The organism is Actinokineospora inagensis DSM 44258 (assembly GCF_000482865.1).
Taxonomy (GTDB): Bacteria; Actinomycetota; Actinomycetes; order Mycobacteriales; family Pseudonocardiaceae; genus Actinokineospora; species Actinokineospora inagensis.
This window is the reverse complement of the sequence record NZ_AXWW01000070.1, coordinates 1-17096: the sequence shown is the minus strand read 5'-3', so window position 1 is coordinate 17096 and position 17096 is coordinate 1. Positions and strand designations below refer to the sequence as shown.

19 protein-coding genes and 1 pseudogene are annotated in these 17096 nt (G+C 71.5%); 9 read left to right on the top strand and 11 right to left on the bottom strand.

Annotation, left to right across the window (positions count from 1 at the left end; genetic code table 11):
• Positions 1-21 precede the first annotated feature (21 nt).
• Positions 22-266 (bottom strand): annotated as a pseudogene (locus H504_RS43285) (transposase); the annotation flags it as partial.
• Between the two features lie 126 nt (positions 267-392).
• On the opposite strand from H504_RS43285, the gene H504_RS41565 reads away from it, so the two are divergent.
• Positions 393-554 (top strand): hypothetical protein, encoded by a 162-nt coding sequence (locus tag H504_RS41565; protein ID WP_157440592.1) that lies wholly within the window; start codon positions 393-395, stop codon positions 552-554.
• On the opposite strand, the gene H504_RS0123115 is transcribed toward H504_RS41565, so the two are convergent.
• A complete protein-coding gene (locus H504_RS0123115) occupies positions 551-1678 on the bottom strand; it encodes a sensor histidine kinase (RefSeq protein WP_026424711.1) in 1128 nt (375 codons plus the stop codon). The two genes, H504_RS41565 and H504_RS0123115, sit on opposite strands and share 4 nt — an antisense overlap.
• A complete protein-coding gene (locus H504_RS0123110) occupies positions 1675-2355 on the bottom strand; it encodes a response regulator transcription factor (RefSeq protein WP_026424710.1) in 681 nt (226 codons plus the stop codon). The genes H504_RS0123115 and H504_RS0123110 overlap by 4 nt, the downstream gene beginning before the upstream one ends.
• 55 nt (positions 2356-2410) lie before the next feature.
• Between H504_RS0123110 and H504_RS0123105 the strand changes: the two genes are divergently transcribed.
• Positions 2411-3061, top strand: a complete 651-nt coding sequence (locus H504_RS0123105; protein WP_026424709.1) for a class II aldolase/adducin family protein — start codon at positions 2411-2413, stop codon at positions 3059-3061.
• On the opposite strand, the gene dxs is transcribed toward H504_RS0123105, so the two are convergent.
• On the bottom strand, positions 3058-4962 hold the full coding sequence (gene dxs / locus H504_RS0123100) for a 1-deoxy-D-xylulose-5-phosphate synthase (protein ID WP_026424708.1): 1905 nt from the start codon (positions 4960-4962) through the stop codon (positions 3058-3060). The two genes, H504_RS0123105 and dxs, sit on opposite strands and share 4 nt — an antisense overlap.
• A 325-nt stretch (positions 4963-5287) precedes the next feature.
• Here dxs and H504_RS38970 point away from each other — a divergent pair, with 325 nt between their 5' ends.
• Positions 5288-6076 carry an aldo-keto reductase family protein gene (locus tag H504_RS38970; protein ID WP_051386170.1) on the top strand — a complete coding sequence of 263 codons (789 nt, stop codon included), beginning with the start codon at positions 5288-5290 and terminating at the stop codon, positions 6074-6076.
• Positions 6077-6079: 3 nt separating this feature from the next.
• Here H504_RS38970 and H504_RS0123090 read toward each other — a convergent pair whose 3' ends face one another.
• Both H504_RS0123090 and H504_RS0123085 read right to left on the bottom strand, forming a co-directional pair.
• Positions 6080-7294 carry a class I SAM-dependent RNA methyltransferase gene (locus tag H504_RS0123090; protein ID WP_035305567.1) on the bottom strand — a complete coding sequence of 405 codons (1215 nt, stop codon included), beginning with the start codon at positions 7292-7294 and terminating at the stop codon, positions 6080-6082.
• On the bottom strand, positions 7294-9303 hold the full coding sequence (locus H504_RS0123085) for an APC family permease (RefSeq protein WP_026424706.1): 2010 nt from the start codon (positions 9301-9303) through the stop codon (positions 7294-7296). The genes H504_RS0123090 and H504_RS0123085 overlap by 1 nt, the downstream gene beginning before the upstream one ends.
• 141 nt (positions 9304-9444) lie before the next feature.
• Here H504_RS0123085 and H504_RS0123080 point away from each other — a divergent pair, with 141 nt between their 5' ends.
• Positions 9445-10110: an NAD-binding protein gene (locus H504_RS0123080; protein WP_026424705.1), complete on the top strand. Its 666-nt coding sequence runs from the start codon at positions 9445-9447 to the stop codon at positions 10108-10110.
• Positions 10110-10766, top strand: coding sequence for a potassium channel family protein (locus H504_RS0123075; RefSeq protein WP_026424704.1), 657 nt, complete (start codon positions 10110-10112; stop codon positions 10764-10766). The genes H504_RS0123080 and H504_RS0123075 overlap by 1 nt, the downstream gene beginning before the upstream one ends.
• 65 nt (positions 10767-10831) lie before the next feature.
• Here H504_RS0123075 and H504_RS0123070 read toward each other — a convergent pair whose 3' ends face one another.
• Both H504_RS0123070 and H504_RS0123065 read right to left on the bottom strand, forming a co-directional pair.
• Entirely contained in the window at positions 10832-11611 is a 780-nt protein-coding gene (locus tag H504_RS0123070) for a DUF3159 domain-containing protein (RefSeq protein ID WP_084468074.1), read from the bottom strand.
• Positions 11612-11626: 15 nt separating this feature from the next.
• On the bottom strand, positions 11627-12007 hold the full coding sequence (locus H504_RS0123065) for an OB-fold nucleic acid binding domain-containing protein (RefSeq protein WP_026424702.1): 381 nt from the start codon (positions 12005-12007) through the stop codon (positions 11627-11629).
• Positions 12008-12109: 102 nt separating this feature from the next.
• On the opposite strand from H504_RS0123065, the gene H504_RS0123060 reads away from it, so the two are divergent.
• Positions 12110-12817: an alpha/beta fold hydrolase gene (locus H504_RS0123060; protein WP_026424701.1), complete on the top strand. Its 708-nt coding sequence runs from the start codon at positions 12110-12112 to the stop codon at positions 12815-12817.
• On the opposite strand, the gene H504_RS0123055 is transcribed toward H504_RS0123060, so the two are convergent.
• Complete coding sequence (locus H504_RS0123055) at positions 12818-13459, bottom strand: DUF3710 domain-containing protein (RefSeq protein WP_026424700.1); 642 nt, start codon at positions 13457-13459, stop codon at positions 12818-12820.
• A complete protein-coding gene (gene dut, locus H504_RS0123050; RefSeq protein ID WP_026424699.1) occupies positions 13459-13947 on the bottom strand; it encodes a dUTP diphosphatase in 489 nt (162 codons plus the stop codon). The genes H504_RS0123055 and dut overlap by 1 nt, the downstream gene beginning before the upstream one ends.
• Before the next feature lie 24 nt (positions 13948-13971).
• On the opposite strand from dut, the gene H504_RS36560 reads away from it, so the two are divergent.
• The gene (locus tag H504_RS36560; RefSeq protein WP_035305563.1) at positions 13972-14472 is read left to right on the top strand and encodes a DUF3093 domain-containing protein; all 501 of its coding nucleotides are present in this window, start codon (positions 13972-13974) and stop codon (positions 14470-14472) included.
• A 119-nt stretch (positions 14473-14591) separates the two neighbouring features.
• Here the strand turns inward: H504_RS36560 and H504_RS0123040 are convergent, their stop codons facing one another.
• On the bottom strand, positions 14592-14900 hold the full coding sequence (locus H504_RS0123040; RefSeq protein WP_026424698.1) for a DUF4193 domain-containing protein: 309 nt from the start codon (positions 14898-14900) through the stop codon (positions 14592-14594).
• Between the two features lie 571 nt (positions 14901-15471).
• Here H504_RS0123040 and cei point away from each other — a divergent pair.
• Positions 15472-16155 (top strand): envelope integrity protein Cei, encoded by a 684-nt coding sequence (cei, locus tag H504_RS0123035; protein WP_051386169.1) that lies wholly within the window; start codon positions 15472-15474, stop codon positions 16153-16155.
• Positions 16156-16482: 327 nt separating this feature from the next.
• Positions 16483-17096: transposase family protein (locus H504_RS0123030; RefSeq protein ID WP_157440594.1), on the top strand; the 614-nt coding region annotated here is incomplete at its 3' end.

Here is a 17096-nt window from a genome sequence, read left to right as displayed (position 1 = left end):
GTGACGGACGATCAGGATGTGACAGACGAGGAAGAACACCTCGGCGACACCCACGGTTCTCCAGGTCGACCAGAACACTCATCCAGAACCTGGCGATCTCATCGTCCCGGATCGTGACCTGGACGGCGTCGATGAACAACGCCGCGTACACCACGTCGAGCGGACAATCGGCCCACTCGTTCATCTCGGCGACGACCTTTTCGGTAAATCCGTAAGACGGTCCCGTCCGACACCGACACACCCTGGGACTCTGCGAAATGCAGAGATCTCGCCTGGCTTATCACCCTGCGTGGACTCACCGACTCAGACGCCAATCACTCACAGTGCCCATCCCGCCGAACGAGGTCGCCGCGTGCAGGCGGTGCAATCGTCTGAGGGGGCACGTCAGTCCGGTGGATTGGCTGGCCGAATGCCGCCGGATCGGTTTGTCGGCGGACGGCGAGCGGATCGCGCGGGTGCTCAAGAGCCTGGACGCGGCGATCGCGGAACGAGGTGGGCAGCGGCGGGCGCGGGGCTACCTGGAACGGCAACTGCGCAGGTTGGCGAAAAGCTAGACCGACGGGAAGGACACCACGACGCGGAGGCCGCCGCCGGGGACGGGTTCGGCGGTGACGGAGCCGTTGTGGGCGCGGGCGACGGCGCGGACGATGGAGAGGCCCAGGCCGGTGCCGGTGTGGGAGGTGCGGTTCACGCCGCCGCGGCGGAAGGGTTCGAAGAGTTCGGTGACGCGTTCCGGGGGGATGACCGGGCCGGACGACGACACGTCCAGCACGGTCCATTGTGGACCTGAGGTCGTGTGCACCGCGATCCAGCCGCCGTCCACGTTGTGCCGGACGGCGTTCTCCAGGAGGTTTCCGGCGACCCGCTCCAGCAGGGCCGAGTCGCCGATGACCAGGGCGTGGTCGTGGTGGAACCGGGCGGTGATGCCGCGGCGTTCGGCGTCGGCGGCGGTGGAGCGCCACGCGCCTGCCACGACGGCGGGGAGCTCGACGGGGCCGGTAGCGCCAACGCCGAGACCATCCGTACGGGCCAAGACCAGCAGGGCCTCGACCAACTCCCCCGCGCGCAGCGTCGCCGACCGGACGACTCCGGCCATACGGCGCAATTCCGTCACATCGGCGTCCGGGTCGGACAGTGTGACGTCCAGTTCGGTGCGGATCACGGCGAGCGGCGTGCGGAGTTCGTGGCTCGCGTTGGCGACGAACTGGCGTTGCGTGGAGAACGCGGCCTGCAGCCGTTCCATCATCGCGTCGAAGGTGTCGGCCAGTTCGGCCACCTCGTCGAGCGCGCCTTGGTGGTTGATGCGCTCCCCCAACGACTCCACCGAAAGTCGGTGCGCCGTCGCGGTTACCTCGCGCAGTGGGCGCAAGACGCGACCGGTGATCACCCAGGCAAGAAGCGCGGTCGCGACAACCACACACACGAACGCGACCGATCCCGCGAGCAGCACCCGATCCCGCGCGTCCTCGGACAAGGCCTGTGCCAACTGGTCGGACCGGACCTGGACGCCGCCCACCACCACCGTCGTCCCCGGGGGCATCGACGGCACGGACGCGACGACCTCACCGGCCAGCAACCACCCGAGCCACAGCAGCAGCACGCTGACCACGGCCACCAACCCGGTCGCCAGCAGGGTGATCCTGGCCCGCAACCCCGGGCCGCGCCTGCGGTCGGTCACCCGCCCGGCTCACCGGCCGACGTGGGCACCCGGTAGCCGGAGCCGACGACGGTGTCGATCACACCGGGCTCGCCGAGCTTCTTGCGCAACGTCATGACCGTGACCCGGACCGTCGTGGTGAACGGGTCCGCGTTCTCGTCCCACACCCGCTCCAGCAGCTCCTCGCTGCTGACCACCGACCCGCGCGCGGCGAGCAGGACCTCCAGCACGCCGAACTCCTTGCGGGTCAGCTCGACCGCCCGCCCGCCCCGGGTAACCGTGCGCCGCGCCGGGTCCAGCTCGACGTCGCCCGCGACCAGCACCGGCGGGGTCACCGGGGTCGCCCGGCGAGCCAGCGCGCGCACCCTGGCCACCAGCTCGGGGAACGCGAACGGCTTGGCCAGGTAGTCGTCGGCGCCCAGCGACAGGCCCTCGACCCGGTCGGCCACCGCGTCGCTGGCGGTCAGCATGAGCACCCTGGTCAGCGCCCCGGACGCGACGATCTCCCGGCACAGTTGGTCGCCGTGCATGCCGGGCAGGTCGCGGTCGAGGACGACCACGTCGTACCGGGTGACCGACGCCTTCTCGTGCCCCTCGTCGCCGTCCAGCGCGACGTCGACGGCCATGCCCTCCCGGCGCAGGCCGCGGGCGACGGCCTCGGCGAGGGCGGCCTCGTCCTCCACTATCAGAATCCGCACCCCACCAAGGTGCCACACCACCCCGGGCGCCCCGCCGGTCGGGCATGATCACCCCATGATGCTGCGGTCGTTGCGCGAACAGGTGGCCGCCCAGTCCCGCCTCCTGGCCGCCGAGGGCCTGGTCCTGGGCACCGCGGGGAACCTCAGCGCCCGGCAGGGCGACCTGGTCGCGATCACCCCCACCGGGGCCCGGTTGGCCGACCTGCGCGCCGAGCACATCACCGTGATCGACCAGCGGGGTGAGGTCGTCGAGGGCTCGCTGGCGCCCACCTCGGAACTCGACCTGCACTTGGGTATCTACCGGCGGTTTAGAGCGGGCGCGGTGGTGCACACGCACGCGCCGATGGCGACAGCGCTGTCGCTGGTGCTCGACGAACTACCGTGTGTGCACTACCAACTCGTCGAGTTGGGCGGGACCGTGCCCGTAGCGCCCTACCGCACCTTCGGCACGCCGGAGTTGGCCGACGCCGTCCTGGACGTCCTCGAAGGACACACGGCGGCGCTGATGGCCAACCACGGCGGCATCACCCACGGCGCCGACCTGGAGACCGCCACGCACCGCACCCTGCTGCTCGAATGGGGCTGCGAGCTCTACTGGAAGGCGGCGCAACTGGCGAAGCCGCGCGCCCTGGACCGAGCCGAACGAGACGACTACGACCGCCAGACCGCGCGGCTCCGCTACGGGTCAACCCAAAAAATCGATTAGGCCCGGTCCACCGCGGGCTGCCGCGCCCCGATGATCAGGTCCGATGCCCACCCGGTGACCCGGCGGGCGATGTGCTGGGCGGTCAGGCCGAGCCGGACCAGGACCTCGTCCCGACTGCCCTGCGCGTGGAACTCGTTGGGGATGCCCAGATCGCGCAGCGGGACGTCCACGTCGGCGTCGCGCAACGCGGCGGCGAGCGACCAACCGAAACCGCCGTGGCGGCCGCTGTCCTCGACGGTCACCACGAGCCGGTGCTCGGCGGCCAGCCTGGCCAGCTCGCCCGGCACCGGGGTCACCCAGCGCGGGTCGACGACCGTCACCCCGATGCCCTGGTCGGCCAACCGCTCGGCGGCGGCGATGCCCAGCGCGGCGAACGAGCCGACGGTCACCAGCAGCACGTCCTGGCTCGGGTCGCGGCGCAGCACGTCGACAACGCCGATCCGCTCGACCGCCGTGATGTCCTCGCCGACGGTGGCCTTCGGGAACCGCAGCACCGACGGGCCGTCGTCGATCGCGACCGCCTCGCGCAGCTCCTCGCGCAGGGTCGTCGCATCGCGCGGGGCGGCGATCCGGATACCCGGGATGACGCCCAGGATCGACAGGTCCCACATGCCGTGGTGGCTGGCGCCGTCCGGGCCGGTGATGCCCGCGCGGTCCAGGACGACCGTCACCGGCTGTTTGTGCAGGGCGACGTCCATCAGCATCTGGTCGAACGCGCGGTTGAGGAACGTCGAGTAGATCGCGACCACCGGGTGCAGCCCGGCCATCGCCATGCCCGCCGCCGAGGTGATGGCGTGCTGCTCGGCGATGCCGACGTCGAAGCAGCGGCCCGGGAACCGCTCGGCGAACGGGGCCAGCCCGGTGGAGCGCAGCATCGCCGCGGTGATGGCCACCACGTCCTCGCGCTCGGCGCCGATCGCGGCCAGCTCCTCGGCGAACACCGACGTCCACACGGTGCCCTTGGACTTGCGCGGCTTGCCGGTGACCGGGTCGATCGGGTCGGTCTGGTGCATCTGGTCGAGCACGTCGTTCTCGGCCAGCGGGTAGCCGTTGCCCTTGCGGGTCACCGCGTGCACGATCACCGGGCCGCCGAAGTCCTTGGCCCGGCGCAGCGCCGCCTCCAGCGACTCCAGGTCGTGCCCGTCGACCGGGCCGAGGTACTTCAGGCCGAGGTCCTCGAACATCGCCTGCGGGCTCAACGCGTCCTTGATGCCGCGTTTGGCCGCGTGCAGCGCCGCGTAAAGCGGCTTGCCGACCACCGGGGTGCCCTGCAGGACCCGTTTGCCGCCCTCCAGCGCGCGCTCGTAACCGGGGCGCAGCCGCAGCGTGGCGAGGTGGTCGGCCAGACCACCGATGGTGGGCGAGTACGAGCGGCCGTTGTCGTTGACCACGATCACGACCGGCCGGTCCGTCCCGGCCGCGATGTTGTTCAGCGCCTCCCAGCACATGCCGCCGGTCAGCGCGCCGTCGCCGACGACCGCGACCACGGTCCGCTTCTCGCCGCGCAACTGGTGCGCCTTGGCCAGGCCGTCGGCGTAAGAGAGCGCGGTGGAGGCGTGGCTGTTCTCCACCAGGTCGTGCTCGCTCTCCGCGCGGCACGGGTAGCCGGAGATGCCGTCCTGCTGGCGCAGGTGGTCGAACCCGTCCCGGCGGCCGGTGAGGATCTTGTGCACGTACCCCTGGTGGCCGACGTCGTAGACCAGCTCGTCCTGCGGGGAGTCGAACACCCGGTGCAGCGCGATGGTGAGCTCCACCACGCCCAGGTTCGGCCCGAGGTGCCCGCCGGTCCGGGTGACCTTGTCCACCAGGAAGGCCCGGATCTCCTCCGCCAGCAGGTCGAGTTCCTCGTGGGTCATCCGCCGGAGATCGGCCGGTCCGTGCACGGAGTCCAGCAGGGTCACGCGTGGTCACCTCGTCCTGGTGGTGGGCCAGTGGATTGGGGATCGGGCTGGCAGACGCGGGTCGTCCGGCCAGTCTACGAGCGCGTTGGTGCACCCGGCTGCCGGTATCGGCCGCCGAAGCGCCGCCCATGATCACCCGTCCGGGTTACGGCGCACCGGCGTTCCCGCTGGACCGGGCCGAATCGATGCGCTCGATTGGGTAAGGTCGCGGCACGTCGGGGGATGAGCAGGGGGAGCGCGTAGTGGGGTGGCGAGCTGTGTCGTTGCCGACAGTGGTCGACCGGGGACGGCGACCCACGACCGGGGTACGCGGCGGGGGCGGCCGGTGACCGAGCCGAACACCACCGAGCCGAACACCGTCGTCGAGCCCACCGAACTGGACCGGCTGACCAAGGCGGTCGGCCGGGCGATGGTCCGCGCCACGAACCCGGGCTGGCGGCGGCTGCGCGCCGAGTACCGCTCGGTCGGCAGGCACGTCGAGGTCGACGTCGTGGTCACCGGTCCGGACGGCACCGAGCACCCGATCCGCCCGCCCGCCGAGGTCGTCGACGGCCTGGCCCGGCTCCGCGCGGGCATGTACCGGCCCGGCCGCGGCACCTGGATCGGCGCGAGCTACGAGATCGAACCGCCCGGCACCTTCACCTGCGAGTTCGAACCCGACCTGGAACCGGCCTGGCGGCGGGTCCCGCCGCCGATCGGCTTCGTCGACGAGCTGCGGAACTTCCCCCGCTCGGAGGAGTTCATCCCGGACTGGTTCCGCGCCCGCGCGGGCATGCCCCCCGCCGTTCCCCCGGAGACCCAGGCCGCGGGCACGCCACCACACGGCATCCCCCTGCCAACCGGACAGGCACCGCCTGGACCGGTACCGGCTGGACCGCAGCCGAACCACACCGGCACCGGACCGCTGCGCCAGCCCGGCCCACCGCGCCCGGGTCAGCCCGGTGTCGAGCCGCAGCACAGCGGCAGGCACGCCGCCCCACCGCCGCCGTGGGAGAACCCGCCGCCGTCCGTTGGTCCGGGCAGGCACTCGTCCGGGCCGTACCGGCCGCCGGGGACTGGGCCGTACCCAGCCCCCCAACGGCACGCGGACAACGACACTCGGCCAGGCCAGTAAGCCTCAACGTTCCAAGAGCGCGACGCACTCCACGTGGTGGGTCATGGGGAAGGTGTCGAAAGCCCTTAGGGCGTTGAGGGTGTAGCCGTGGCCTTCGAACTTCGCCACGTCGCGCGCAAGAGCGGCCGGGTCACAAGCGACGTAGACGATGCGGGCGGGCTCCAACGCCGCGATCGCGTCGACCACGGCTCCGCCCGCCCCCTTGCGCGGCGGGTCGAGCACGACGACGTCCGGGGTGGGTAGGCCGCCGTCGGCGAGCACGTGTTCGACCTTGCCCGCGAACACCCGCACCTGTGGCAGGTCGGCCAGGTTGTCCGCGCCGTCTTCCGCCGCCTGCCGGGATGACTCGACAGCGACAACAGTCCCGGACGGTCCTACCTGGTCGGCCAGCACGGCGGCGAACAACCCGACCCCTGCGTAGAGGTCCCAAGCGGTCTGACCGGGGGTCAGCGCGGACCAGTCGGCGACGACCTCGGCGAGGACGTCGGCCGCGTCGGGGTGGACCTGCCAGAAGCCGTGGGCCGCCAGCTTCCACTCGCGACGCGCCGCCTGCTCCCGCGCGACCGGCGCGCCCAGCACGCGGTGCGGGCGGAGCACCGGTTTGCCACTGCGGAGTCGACCGCGGTCCGGTATCAGCTCACTGGCGTGGGTTCGCCCCGTCGCGTCAACGGACACGTCCACCTCGGCCTCCGGGGTCCACTCGCGACCCACCAGCACGTCGACCGTGCCCGGCGCGGCGATCACGCACTCGTCGACCGGCACGACCCGGTGGCTGCGGTGCGCGCGGAACCCGACCTGACCGGAGCGGTCCACGGCCAAGCGGGTACGTGTGCGCCAGTGCACGAGCCCGCCCGCGAGCTCCTCGACCTCGACATCCCAGTCAATCCCGGCCAACCGGTCCAACTGCTCGGCGACGACAAAAGCCTTGAGCCGCCGTTGTTCCTCGGCCGACGCGTGCTGCCAGTCGCAACCACCACAGCCACCCGGCGCCGCCAACGGGCACGGTGGCTCCACCCGCTCCGGTGAGGCCTCCAGCACCTCGATCGCGTCTCCCCGGCAGAACGAGCCGCCCCTGTCCTCGGTGATCTCGACGACGACACGCTCGCCCGGTAGCGCGTGCCGCACGAACACGACACGGCCTTCGGCGCGCGCGACGCAGTGGCCGCCGTGGGCGACGGTGCCGACCTCGACCTCGTACCGTTGCCCGGTCCAGTCCATCACTTCTGGTTTTCCTTGCTCCTGGTCGTGAGGCCGCGCCGGATGGCGCCGGGGGCCACCACGTCCCGCTCGGCCACCTTCTCCGACGACTCCAACTGCCACGGCACGCTCGTCACCATCACGCCGGGCTGGAACAGCAGCCTGCCCTTGAGCCGCAGCGCGCTCTGGTTGTGCAGGACCTGTTCCCACCACCGGCCCACCACGTACTCCGGGATGAACACGGTGACCACGTCGCGCGGGTTGTCCGAACGGACCCGCCGGACGTAATCCAGCACGGGCTTGGTGATCTCCCGGTAAGGCGACTCGATGACCTTCAGCGGGATCGAGAAGCCCTCCCGGTCCCACTCGTCCACCAGCCGCTTCGTGTCCACATCGTCCACGTTGACGGTGATGGCCTCCAGCACGTCCGGCCGGGTCGCCTTCGCGTACGCCAGCGCGCGGCGGGTCGGCAGGTGCAACTTGGACACCAGCACCACGGCGTGCACCCGCGACGGCAGCACGAACGCGCCGGACCCGTCGGCCCTGGCCAACTCGTCGGCCACCCGGTCGTAGTGCTTGCGGATGCCCGTCATCAGCAGGTAGAGCCCGGCCATGGCGGCGATCGCGATCCAGGCGCCCAGCAGGAACTTGGTGATCAACACCACCACCAGCACCGAGCCGGTCATCGCCAGGCCGAACGCGTTGATCGCCTGCGACCGGCGCATCCTGCGCCGTTCGGCCGGGTTGGTCTCGGTGGCCAGGTGCCGGTTCCAGTGCCGGATCATGCCGGTCTGGCTCATCGTGAAGGACACGAACACGCCGACGATGTAGAGCTGGATCAGCCGGGTCACCTCGGCGTCGAACGCGATGACCAGCACGATGGCGAACCCGGCCAGGCCGATGATGCCGTTGGAGAAGGCCAGCCGGTCGCCGCGGGTGTGCAACTGGCGGGGCAGGTACCGGTCCTGGGCCAGGATGGACCCGAGCACCGGGAACCCGTTGAACGCGGTGTTCGCGGCCAGCACCAGGATCAGCGCGGTGACCGAGGTGATGAAGTAGAAGCCGACCGGGAAGCCGTGGAACACCGCCGCCGCGATCTGGGCGACCATCGTCTTCTGCTCGTAGCCCGCGGGCGCGCCGACCAGTTGGGTGGCCGGGTCCTCGGCGATGCGCACCCCGGTGACCTCGGCCAGCACGATCAGGCCCATCAGCATGGTGACCGCGATCAGGCCCATCAGCAGCAGCGTGGTCGCCGCGTTCTTCGACTTGGGCTTGCGGAACGCCGGGACGCCGTTGCTGATCGCCTCCACACCGGTCAGCGCGGCGCAGCCGGAGGAGAACGCGCGCAGCACCAGGAACACCAGCGCGAGACCGGCCAGGTCGCCGTGCTCGGCGGTGATGTGGAAGCCCGCGCTCTCCGCCCGCAGGTCGTCACCGAGGACCGCCCAGCGGAACAGGCCGAACACGATCATGATGACGATGCCGACCATGAACGCGTAGGTGGGGACGGCGAACGCGGCACCGGACTCGCGGATGCCGCGCAGGTTGATCGCGGTCAGCACCACGATCGCGATGACCGCGAACTCCGCCTTGTGCGTGGCCACGAACGGGACCGCGGCCCCGATGTTCGCCGCGGCGGACGAAATGGACACCGCCACGGTGAGCACATAGTCCACCAGCAGCGCGCTGGCCACGGTCAGCCCCGCGGGCTTGCCCAGATTGACTGTGGCGACCTCGTAGTCACCGCCGCCGGAGGGGTAGGCGCGGACGTTCTGCCGGTAGCTGGCCACCACGGTGAGCATGACCAGGACCACGACCACCCCGATCCAGGGGGCGATGGCGTACGCCGAGAACCCGGCGACCGACAGCACGAGGAAGATCTCTTCAGGGGCGTAGGCGACCGACGACATGGCGTCGGAGGCGAACACCGGCAGCGCGATGCGCTTGGGCAGCAGCGTGTGCGCGAGGCGGTCGCTGCGGAACGGCCGCCCGACCACGAGTCGTTTCGCCGCCGTGGAGAACTTGGACACGGACGCACAGCGTAGGCGGTCACGTCACCGAACCGAGCCCGCCACCGGTAGGTTCCTCCACGATCGGGCACCATCGGCGGTGTCGGTCAGGTGCCGATCGGGTCGCCGATCAGGCACGCGCACACGAGGAGGCGGGGAGTCGTGCACGTGGTGATCATGGGCTGCGGCCGGGTCGGGGCCATGATGGCCGCGGCGCTGGAGCGGCTCGACCACACCGTCGCGGTGATCGACAAGGACGCGCAGGCCTTCCGCAGGCTCGGCGCGGACTTCCACGGCCAGCAGGTCGTCGGCGCCGGGTTCGACCGCCAGGTGCTCGTCGGGGCGGGGATCGAGCGCGCGGGCGCGTTCGCGGCGGTGTCCAGCGGGGACAACTCCAACATCATCTCGGCTCGGGTGGCGCGGGAGACCTTCGGCGTCGAGCACGTGGTGGCGCGCATCTACGACCCCAAGCGGGCCGAGGTGTACGAGCGGTTGGGCATCCCGACCGTGGCCACCGTGCCGTGGACGACCGACCGGCTGCTGCGCACCCTGCTGCCGGACGGCGTCTCGTCCGCGTGGCGGGACCCGACGGGCAAGGTCGCGGTGCTGCCGGTGCCGTTCCACGAGGGCTGGATCGGGCACCCGATCAAGGAGTTCCAGGCCGCGACGGGCGGCCGGGTCGCGTTCATCATGCGGTTCGGCACCGGCGTGCTGCCCACCGCGAAGACGGTGATCCAGTCCGACGACCAGGTCTACGTGGCGGCCCTGTCCGGCACCCTCAGCGACGTCACGGCCGCCGCCGCCCAGGCACCCGAGGAGAACAACTGATGCGCGTCGCCATCGCCGGAGCGGGCGCGGTAGGCCGCTCCATCGCCGCGGAACTGGTCGGCGGCGACCACCAGGTCATGCTGATCGAGCGGGACTCCCGGCAGTTCGAGCCGCACACCGTCGAGCAGGCCGAGTGGGTGCTCGCCGACGCCTGCGAGCTGGCCTCGCTGGAGGACGCGGGCCTGCAGTTGTGCGACGTGGTCATCGCCGCCACCGGCGACGACAAGGTCAACCTGGTGGTGTCGCTGCTGGCCAAGACGGTGTTCGCGGTGCGCAGGGTGGTCGCCAGGGTCAACGACCCGACGAACGAGTGGCTGTTCACCGATGGCTGGGGTGTTGACGTCGCCGTCTCCACCCCGCGCGTGCTGGCCGCCATGGTCGAGGAGGCGGTGAGCGTCGGCGGGCTGGTGCAGTTGCTGACGCTGCGCCAGGGGCAGGCCAACCTGGTGGAGATGACGCTGCCCGCCGACACGCCGTGGGCCGGGCGCCCGGTGCGCGACGTCAAGCTGCCCCGCGACGCCGCCCTGGTGACCATCCTGCGCGGCGGCCGGGTGATCGTGCCGCAGCCGGACGACCCGCTGGAGGGGATGGACGAGCTGCTGTTCGTCGCCTCGGCGAACGTGGACGACGAGATCCGCAAGGCCCTCGGCCACTGACGCTCCACAACGCGGAAGGGGCCGACCCGCGCCGGGTCGGCCCCTTTCCGCTTGAGACTGTCCGATCAGTCCGGGCGGTCGCCGCTGTACTTGGCGCGCAGGGCCGCCTCGACGGCGTCGTCGTCGACCGCCTCGGCCTCCTCCAGCTCCTTCTGCCGCACCTGGGCCCGGCGCACCGCCCACACGGTGACCACCAGCGCCAGCGCGAACAGCGGGTAGCCCATCGCCAGCCGGGCAAAGGCCAGCCAGCCGGTCAGGTCCGAGTCGTAGAGCCACTTCTGCACCACGAACCGGGCGGCGAAGATCAGCACGAAGGTCGCCGTGGCCAGGTCGTAGGCCGCGACGGACCGCTTGTCCTGCCGCCAGCCCTGCCCGTACCCGTTGAGCGCCGACCAGATCACGCCGACCAGCGGCCAGCGCACCAGGATGGACACCAGGAACGCGCCGCCGTACACCAGGCTGGTCCAGATGCCGAAGAGGAAGAACCCCTTCGCGGACCCGGTCTGGTAGGCGATGAACGCGGCGATCGCCACCCCGAAGAACCCGGAGATCGCCGGTTGCAGCGGCTCCTTGCGGACCAGCCGGATCACGGTGATCGCCACCGCGCTGCCCAGGGCGCTCCAGATCCCGATGGTGAGGTTGCCCAGCGCGTTCGCCAGCACGAACACCAGCACCGGCACCGACGAGTAGACGAGGCCGCTGACGCCGCCCATCTGCTCGAGCAGCGTGGGTTCCGGCTTCTCGGCGGACTGGTCCTGCTCGTCGATCTCGTCGGTCTCGTCGATCGAGGTGTCACCGCGGTCGGGGTCGCCCGACCCGTTCACGTCGGCGGCCGGGTTGGTCATGGCACCGGGTTTCGGTCAGGGAGCCGTCGTCTGCAGCTCGTAGTACGGGTTGTACAGCACCTTGCGCCCGTCCCTGACCGCGATCCTGCCCTGGGCCTTGACGGTCCGGCCAGGTTCGATGCCCGGGATACGGCGGCGCCCGAGCCACACTAGTGTCACCCCGTCGGTCCCGTCGAACAGCTCCGCCTCCAGCGTCGCCGCCGCGTCCCGCGGGCTCAGTTCGACACTGCGTAACCTGCCGAAGACGGTGACCTCCTGGCCACCCCGGCAGTCACAGGCCTTCTGGGCGCCCTGCGCCTCCGCGTGCGACGACAGGTCGTCCGCGTCGAGCTGATCGACGTCAGTGGTGAGCCGCTTGACGAGACGGTGCCAATAGCCGTCCCCCTTGGTGCCCATAGCGCAGTCTCCCGGTGTGGGGGCCGCCATCCCCGACTTCTCAAGCGGCCCATGCGGAATCAGCGTAACCGCGCCGGGTGGCACCTGGACAAGGATCAAGGCGTGAGTGTGACGGAGCAGCTAATGGCGGTACTTCTCCCGGGTACCGGGTCCGATGACGCGTTCGTCCGGTCGGTGTTCGCCGGACCACTTTCCGCCGTGGGAATCCCACTGCGCACGCCTCGCCCGAATCCGGGAAAAGACCTGGTCAGGGCGGCTTTCGCGGCGCTGGACGAGACGAGCGGGCCGGTGCTGGTCGGCGGGATCTCACTGGGTGCGCAGGTGGCGGCGCGCTGGGCGGCGAACCACCCGAACAGGTGTGTCGGCTTGCTGGTTGCCCTTCCCGCGTGGACCGGGGATCCCGGGGCCGCTCCCGCCGCGCTGGCGGCCCGGCACAGCGCCGCCGACGTGCGCGCCAGGGGTACCTCGGCCGCGTTGGCGTCCGCCGTCGCCGGGGTCGCCCCCTGGCTGGCCGCCGAACTCACCCGATCGTGGCCCGCCCATGGCGAGAACCTGCCGGATTCACTGGACACGGCCTCGACCGAACCGGGACCAACCCTGGACGAACTGGCCCGGATCGACGTGCCCGCGGGCGTGGCCTGCTGCACGGACGACCCGATCCACCCCGCCGAGGTCGCACAAGCCTGGGTCGACGCCCTGCCCAACGCCCGACTGGGCACCACCACCCTGGCCACGGTCGGCGCCGACCGGGAAGCACTCGGACGCGCAACCGTCCTCGCCTGGCTGCGCGCCCGGTTCACCAGCCGGTGATTACTGACCCTGCTCGTTTTGAGCGGCGATGTGCTCTGCGATGGCTTGGGGGAGGTCGATCTGGAGGGGGGTGCGGACCGGCATCGGCTGGGTGCCGCGGACCACGACCGTGTTGCGCACCAACTGCCGCAGGGCGTCGGCACTCGTGTCGGCCAGCTCCGGGGGGCCCGCCACGACGCCGCGCAGCATCCAGCGCGGGCCGTCGACGCCGATGAAGCGCAGGGTCATCTCGCCGAGGCGGGCACCGAGCTCTTGGCCCCAGTCACCGGCGTGGCTGCGGACCTGGGCGCCGTCGGCGCGCAACTGCTCGGCGAGCTCGCCGCACACCTCCCGCCACAGCCCGCCCGAGCGGGGCGCGGCGTAGGCGTTCAGGGTGACCTGGCCGATCGGGGTCAGCACGTGCACCGCGCGGACCGGGCCCGCCGGGTCCATCTCCACCTGCAACTGGGCGCCGTCGGGCACCGGGATGCGCACCGAGCCCAGGTCCAGCCGGGGGAAGTCGTCGTCGGGGGCGTCCGCCTCGTCGTAGGGGCCGTCCGGCGCGTCGACCGGGACCGGCAGGTCCGCGTCGTCGTCGCCGGTGATGGCGCCGACCTCGACCTCGTCGTCGCGCTTGCGTCGCCCGCGCCCGAACAGTCCCACTAGTCCTCCGTCGCGTTTCCCGACCCCGCCGCCCCGGTGAGCGCCCGGTGGCCCCCGGTCGACCCGTACCCGCCCGCGCCGCGCTGGGTCTGGTCCAGCTCGGCGACCTCGCGGAACACGGCGTGCTCGACCCGCTGGACCACCAGTTGCGCGATCCGGTCGCCCCGGTGCAGCGCGATGGTCCCGCGCGGGTCGTGGTTGATCAAACAGATCCTGATCTCGCCGCGGTAGCCCGCGTCGATCGTGCCCGGTGTGTTGACCACGCTCAGCCCCACCCTGGCGGCCAGCCCGGACCGGGGGTGCACGAAGCCCGCGTAGCCCTCCGGCAGCGCGATCGCGATCCCGGTGCCGACCACGACCCGTTCCCCCGGCGCGATGACCACGTCGGACGTGGTGACCAGATCCGCCCCGGCGTCGCCCGGCCTGGCGTAGGCGGGGACGGGCACACCGGGGTCCAGTCGGGTGAGCAGGACCTCCACGCTGGGCACGAGCGGCGAGACTACCCTGGGCCCGTGACCGACACCGCAGGCTCCCGCCCCGGCGCGACCTTCCGCGAACGGCTCTACGTCACCTGGTACTGGTGGCCGCTGCCGCTGGTCGCCGCGGGGCTGCTGGCCGCCGAGATCCACATGGGTTACCCGGGGGTGCGGGCCTGGCTGCCGTACGTGCTGATCATCCCGCTGACCCTGCTGCTGATCTGGCGGGCCGGGACGACCAGGGTCGAGGTCGCCGGGGGCGAACTGCGGGTGGCCGACGCGGCGCTGCCGCTGGAGTTCGCCGGTCCGGTCGAGGTGTTCGGTGAGAAGGACAAGCGCCGGGTGCTCGGCCCGAACCTGGACCCGGCCGCCTTCCTGCTGCACCGCGGCTGGGTGCGGCCGCTGATCCGGGTCCTGGTCGTCGACCCCGACGACCCGACCCCGTACTGGGTGTTCAGCACCCGCCACCCGGAGCGGGTGGTCGAGGCGATCGCCGCGGCCAGGCCCGCGCCGTCAGTCCCGGGTGAACCCGAGTAGCCGGGTGGCGTGACCGGCCCCGGGTACAGCAACAGCCGGGTGCCCGTTGGTGGGCGACCCGGCTGTTCCCCAGCCTCGGCCCGTCTCCCCGGATGCCCCGCCCGACTCCGGGCCGGGCGTCACGCGCAGTCGCGGCAGACCAGCACGCCGCCGTTGTCCTCGGCGAGCCTGCTCCGGTGGTGCACGAGGAAGCACTTCGAGCAGGTGAACTCGTCCGCCTGCTTGGGCACCACGCGCACGGTCAGGTCTTCGCCGGACAACGCCGACAGGTCTGCGCCGGGAAGCTCGAAGCTCTCCGCCGTGTCGGTCTCATCGACGTCCACGACACCGGACTGGTTCTCGTTGCGGCGCGCCTTGAGCTCCTCGAGGGAGTCCTCGGCCAGATCGTCGGCCTCGCTGCGCCGTGGTGCGTCGTAGTCGGTCGCCATCTATTTCACCCCTGCGGTCCTTCAGGATGTGGATCGTGCCGCTGGACAACGTTCCAGCGCCCCGGTTTGTGCCCGCCACCCGAGTGACGGTGCTCTCGCAGGCCGCCCGCCCCTCGGAATCGATTCCGCAGGGCGTCTTCGGTGACTGGAGCGGGCAGAGGGTAGCCCATGTCGCCCCGGCGCGCGCACAGCGTCACCCCACCGGGGGTGTCCGCCGTGGTGCGGCCGGGTGCGCGGCGTGTCGCGAACCGGGCGAACCCGCTTGCCGCGCCGGACTTCCCCGTGATGCCATGGGTTCTGGGAACGATGTGAACCGGTGGGGGCACCGGCGCGGGCAACGGCCGGGGCCACCGCGCGCGTCCGGGTTGCGGACGGGTGAAACGGGGTAGTCCCGGGCGTCGGTTGCGTCCCGGTGGCGAGCCGGTGGTGTGTTGGTGAGCACCGGCGGGTCCGTGCTGCGGACCCGGTCGAAACGAATAGGCTGAACAGCGACGACGGCGGGCTCGGTCGAACGGGGCGGAGCCGACGTGTCCAGGGGGTGGGCCATGGGGTCCGTAGGGAGGGTCCACGCGTGTCGACCGGAGGTCTGAGGGCCTACCGCAGGCGGCGACCACTGCCCGCGCTCATCCTGTTGGGGGTGCTCGCGCTGGCCGCCGGGATCGTGTGGATCCGGGTGATCCAAACCGATGGCGCCGCCGCCACCGCCCAGTCCTGCGACCCGCCCGCCGCGGTCGCCGCCCCGGCGAGCCAACCCGCCCCGACGCTGGGCCAGCAGCTCCCCGGCGACGCGCTCGACCACACCGCGCCTGCCCCCGCGACGGGCGCCCTGGTCCGGGTGGTCAACGCCAGCGGCCAGAACCGCCTGGCGGGCGGCATCACCGAGACCCTGCGCGATCTCGGTTTCACCCAGATCGGCGACCCGGGCAACGACTCGCTCTACCCGAACGGCTCACTGGACTGCCACGCGCAGATCCGGTTCGGTCAGCAGGGCACGAACGTCGCCCGCACCCTGAGCCTCATCGACCCGTGCGCCGAACTGGTCCGCGACCAGCGCCAGGACGCCACGGTCGACTACGCGCTGGGCAAGAAGTACGACCACCTGCAGCCCTCCCCCGCCGCCCGCCAGGTCCTCGACCAGCTCGCCGAATGGGCCCAGAACAACCCCACCCCCACCGGCGGCCTGCAGAACGACGGCGCCGCCGCGCCCCCGGTCGCCCAATCCCTCCTGGACTCGGCCCGCACCGCCCACTGCTAGTCGCCCGACCCAAAGAACGCTTGGTCGCGGCTCCGCCTGTCCACGGCGTTCCCGGCAAGGCGCCGGAACGGCCCTCGGCAACGCGGCCAGGAGCGTCGTGGGCAGATCAAGGGCCGGCCGACGTTCCGGGTCAAGCCGCTAGTGGCCCGCCTCGACCGGCGACTCGGCGCGGCCGGTTTTGTCGGTGCCGCAGGCTGGGCTGGAATCCGGGGGCGGCTCAGCACCGTTGATCTTGGCGCGTGATCTTGGTGCCGGGTCGACCAGTCCCTAAGGGATGTCTCGTAACCCGGTGATCGTGTTGCGTAGGGCATGGTTGATCATGTGGGTGTGCAGGTGATCTCGTCGTCGCGGTCGGAGTGGATAGCGCCGTTCACCGGGTTGGAGCCCGGCCAGTTCCGCACGTTGGTGCGGGTGGTGGCCCAGCGGGGCGGTGACGCGATCGCCGACGGCCGCCCGGGTAGGCAGTGGCGGTTGAGCTTGCCGGACCGGGTGCTGTTGGTGGCGGTCTACTGGCGTACGAACCTGACCATGCGTCAGATCGGGCCGTTGTTCGGGGTCTCGCACTCCGCGGCGCATCGGGTGGTGGACTCCCTCGGTCCGCTGCTGGCGTTGGCGCCGGTACGCAAACGGCGGATCGACCAGGTCGCCATCGTCGACGGCACCCTGGTCCCGACCCGCGACCACCGCGTCGCGGCACGGTCGAAGAACCACCGCTACTCCACCAACCTGCAGGTCGCCATCGACGCCGACACCCGCCTGGTCATCGCCACCGGCGACCCGCAGCCCGGTAACCGCAACGACTGCACCGTCTACCGCGACTCCGGCATCGCCGAGCGCCTCGCGGGCAGGCCGGTGATGGCCGACGGCGGCCACCAGGGCAACCCCGGCGTGATCATGCCCTACCGCAAGCCCCGCGACGGCACCGAACTGCCCACCTGGAA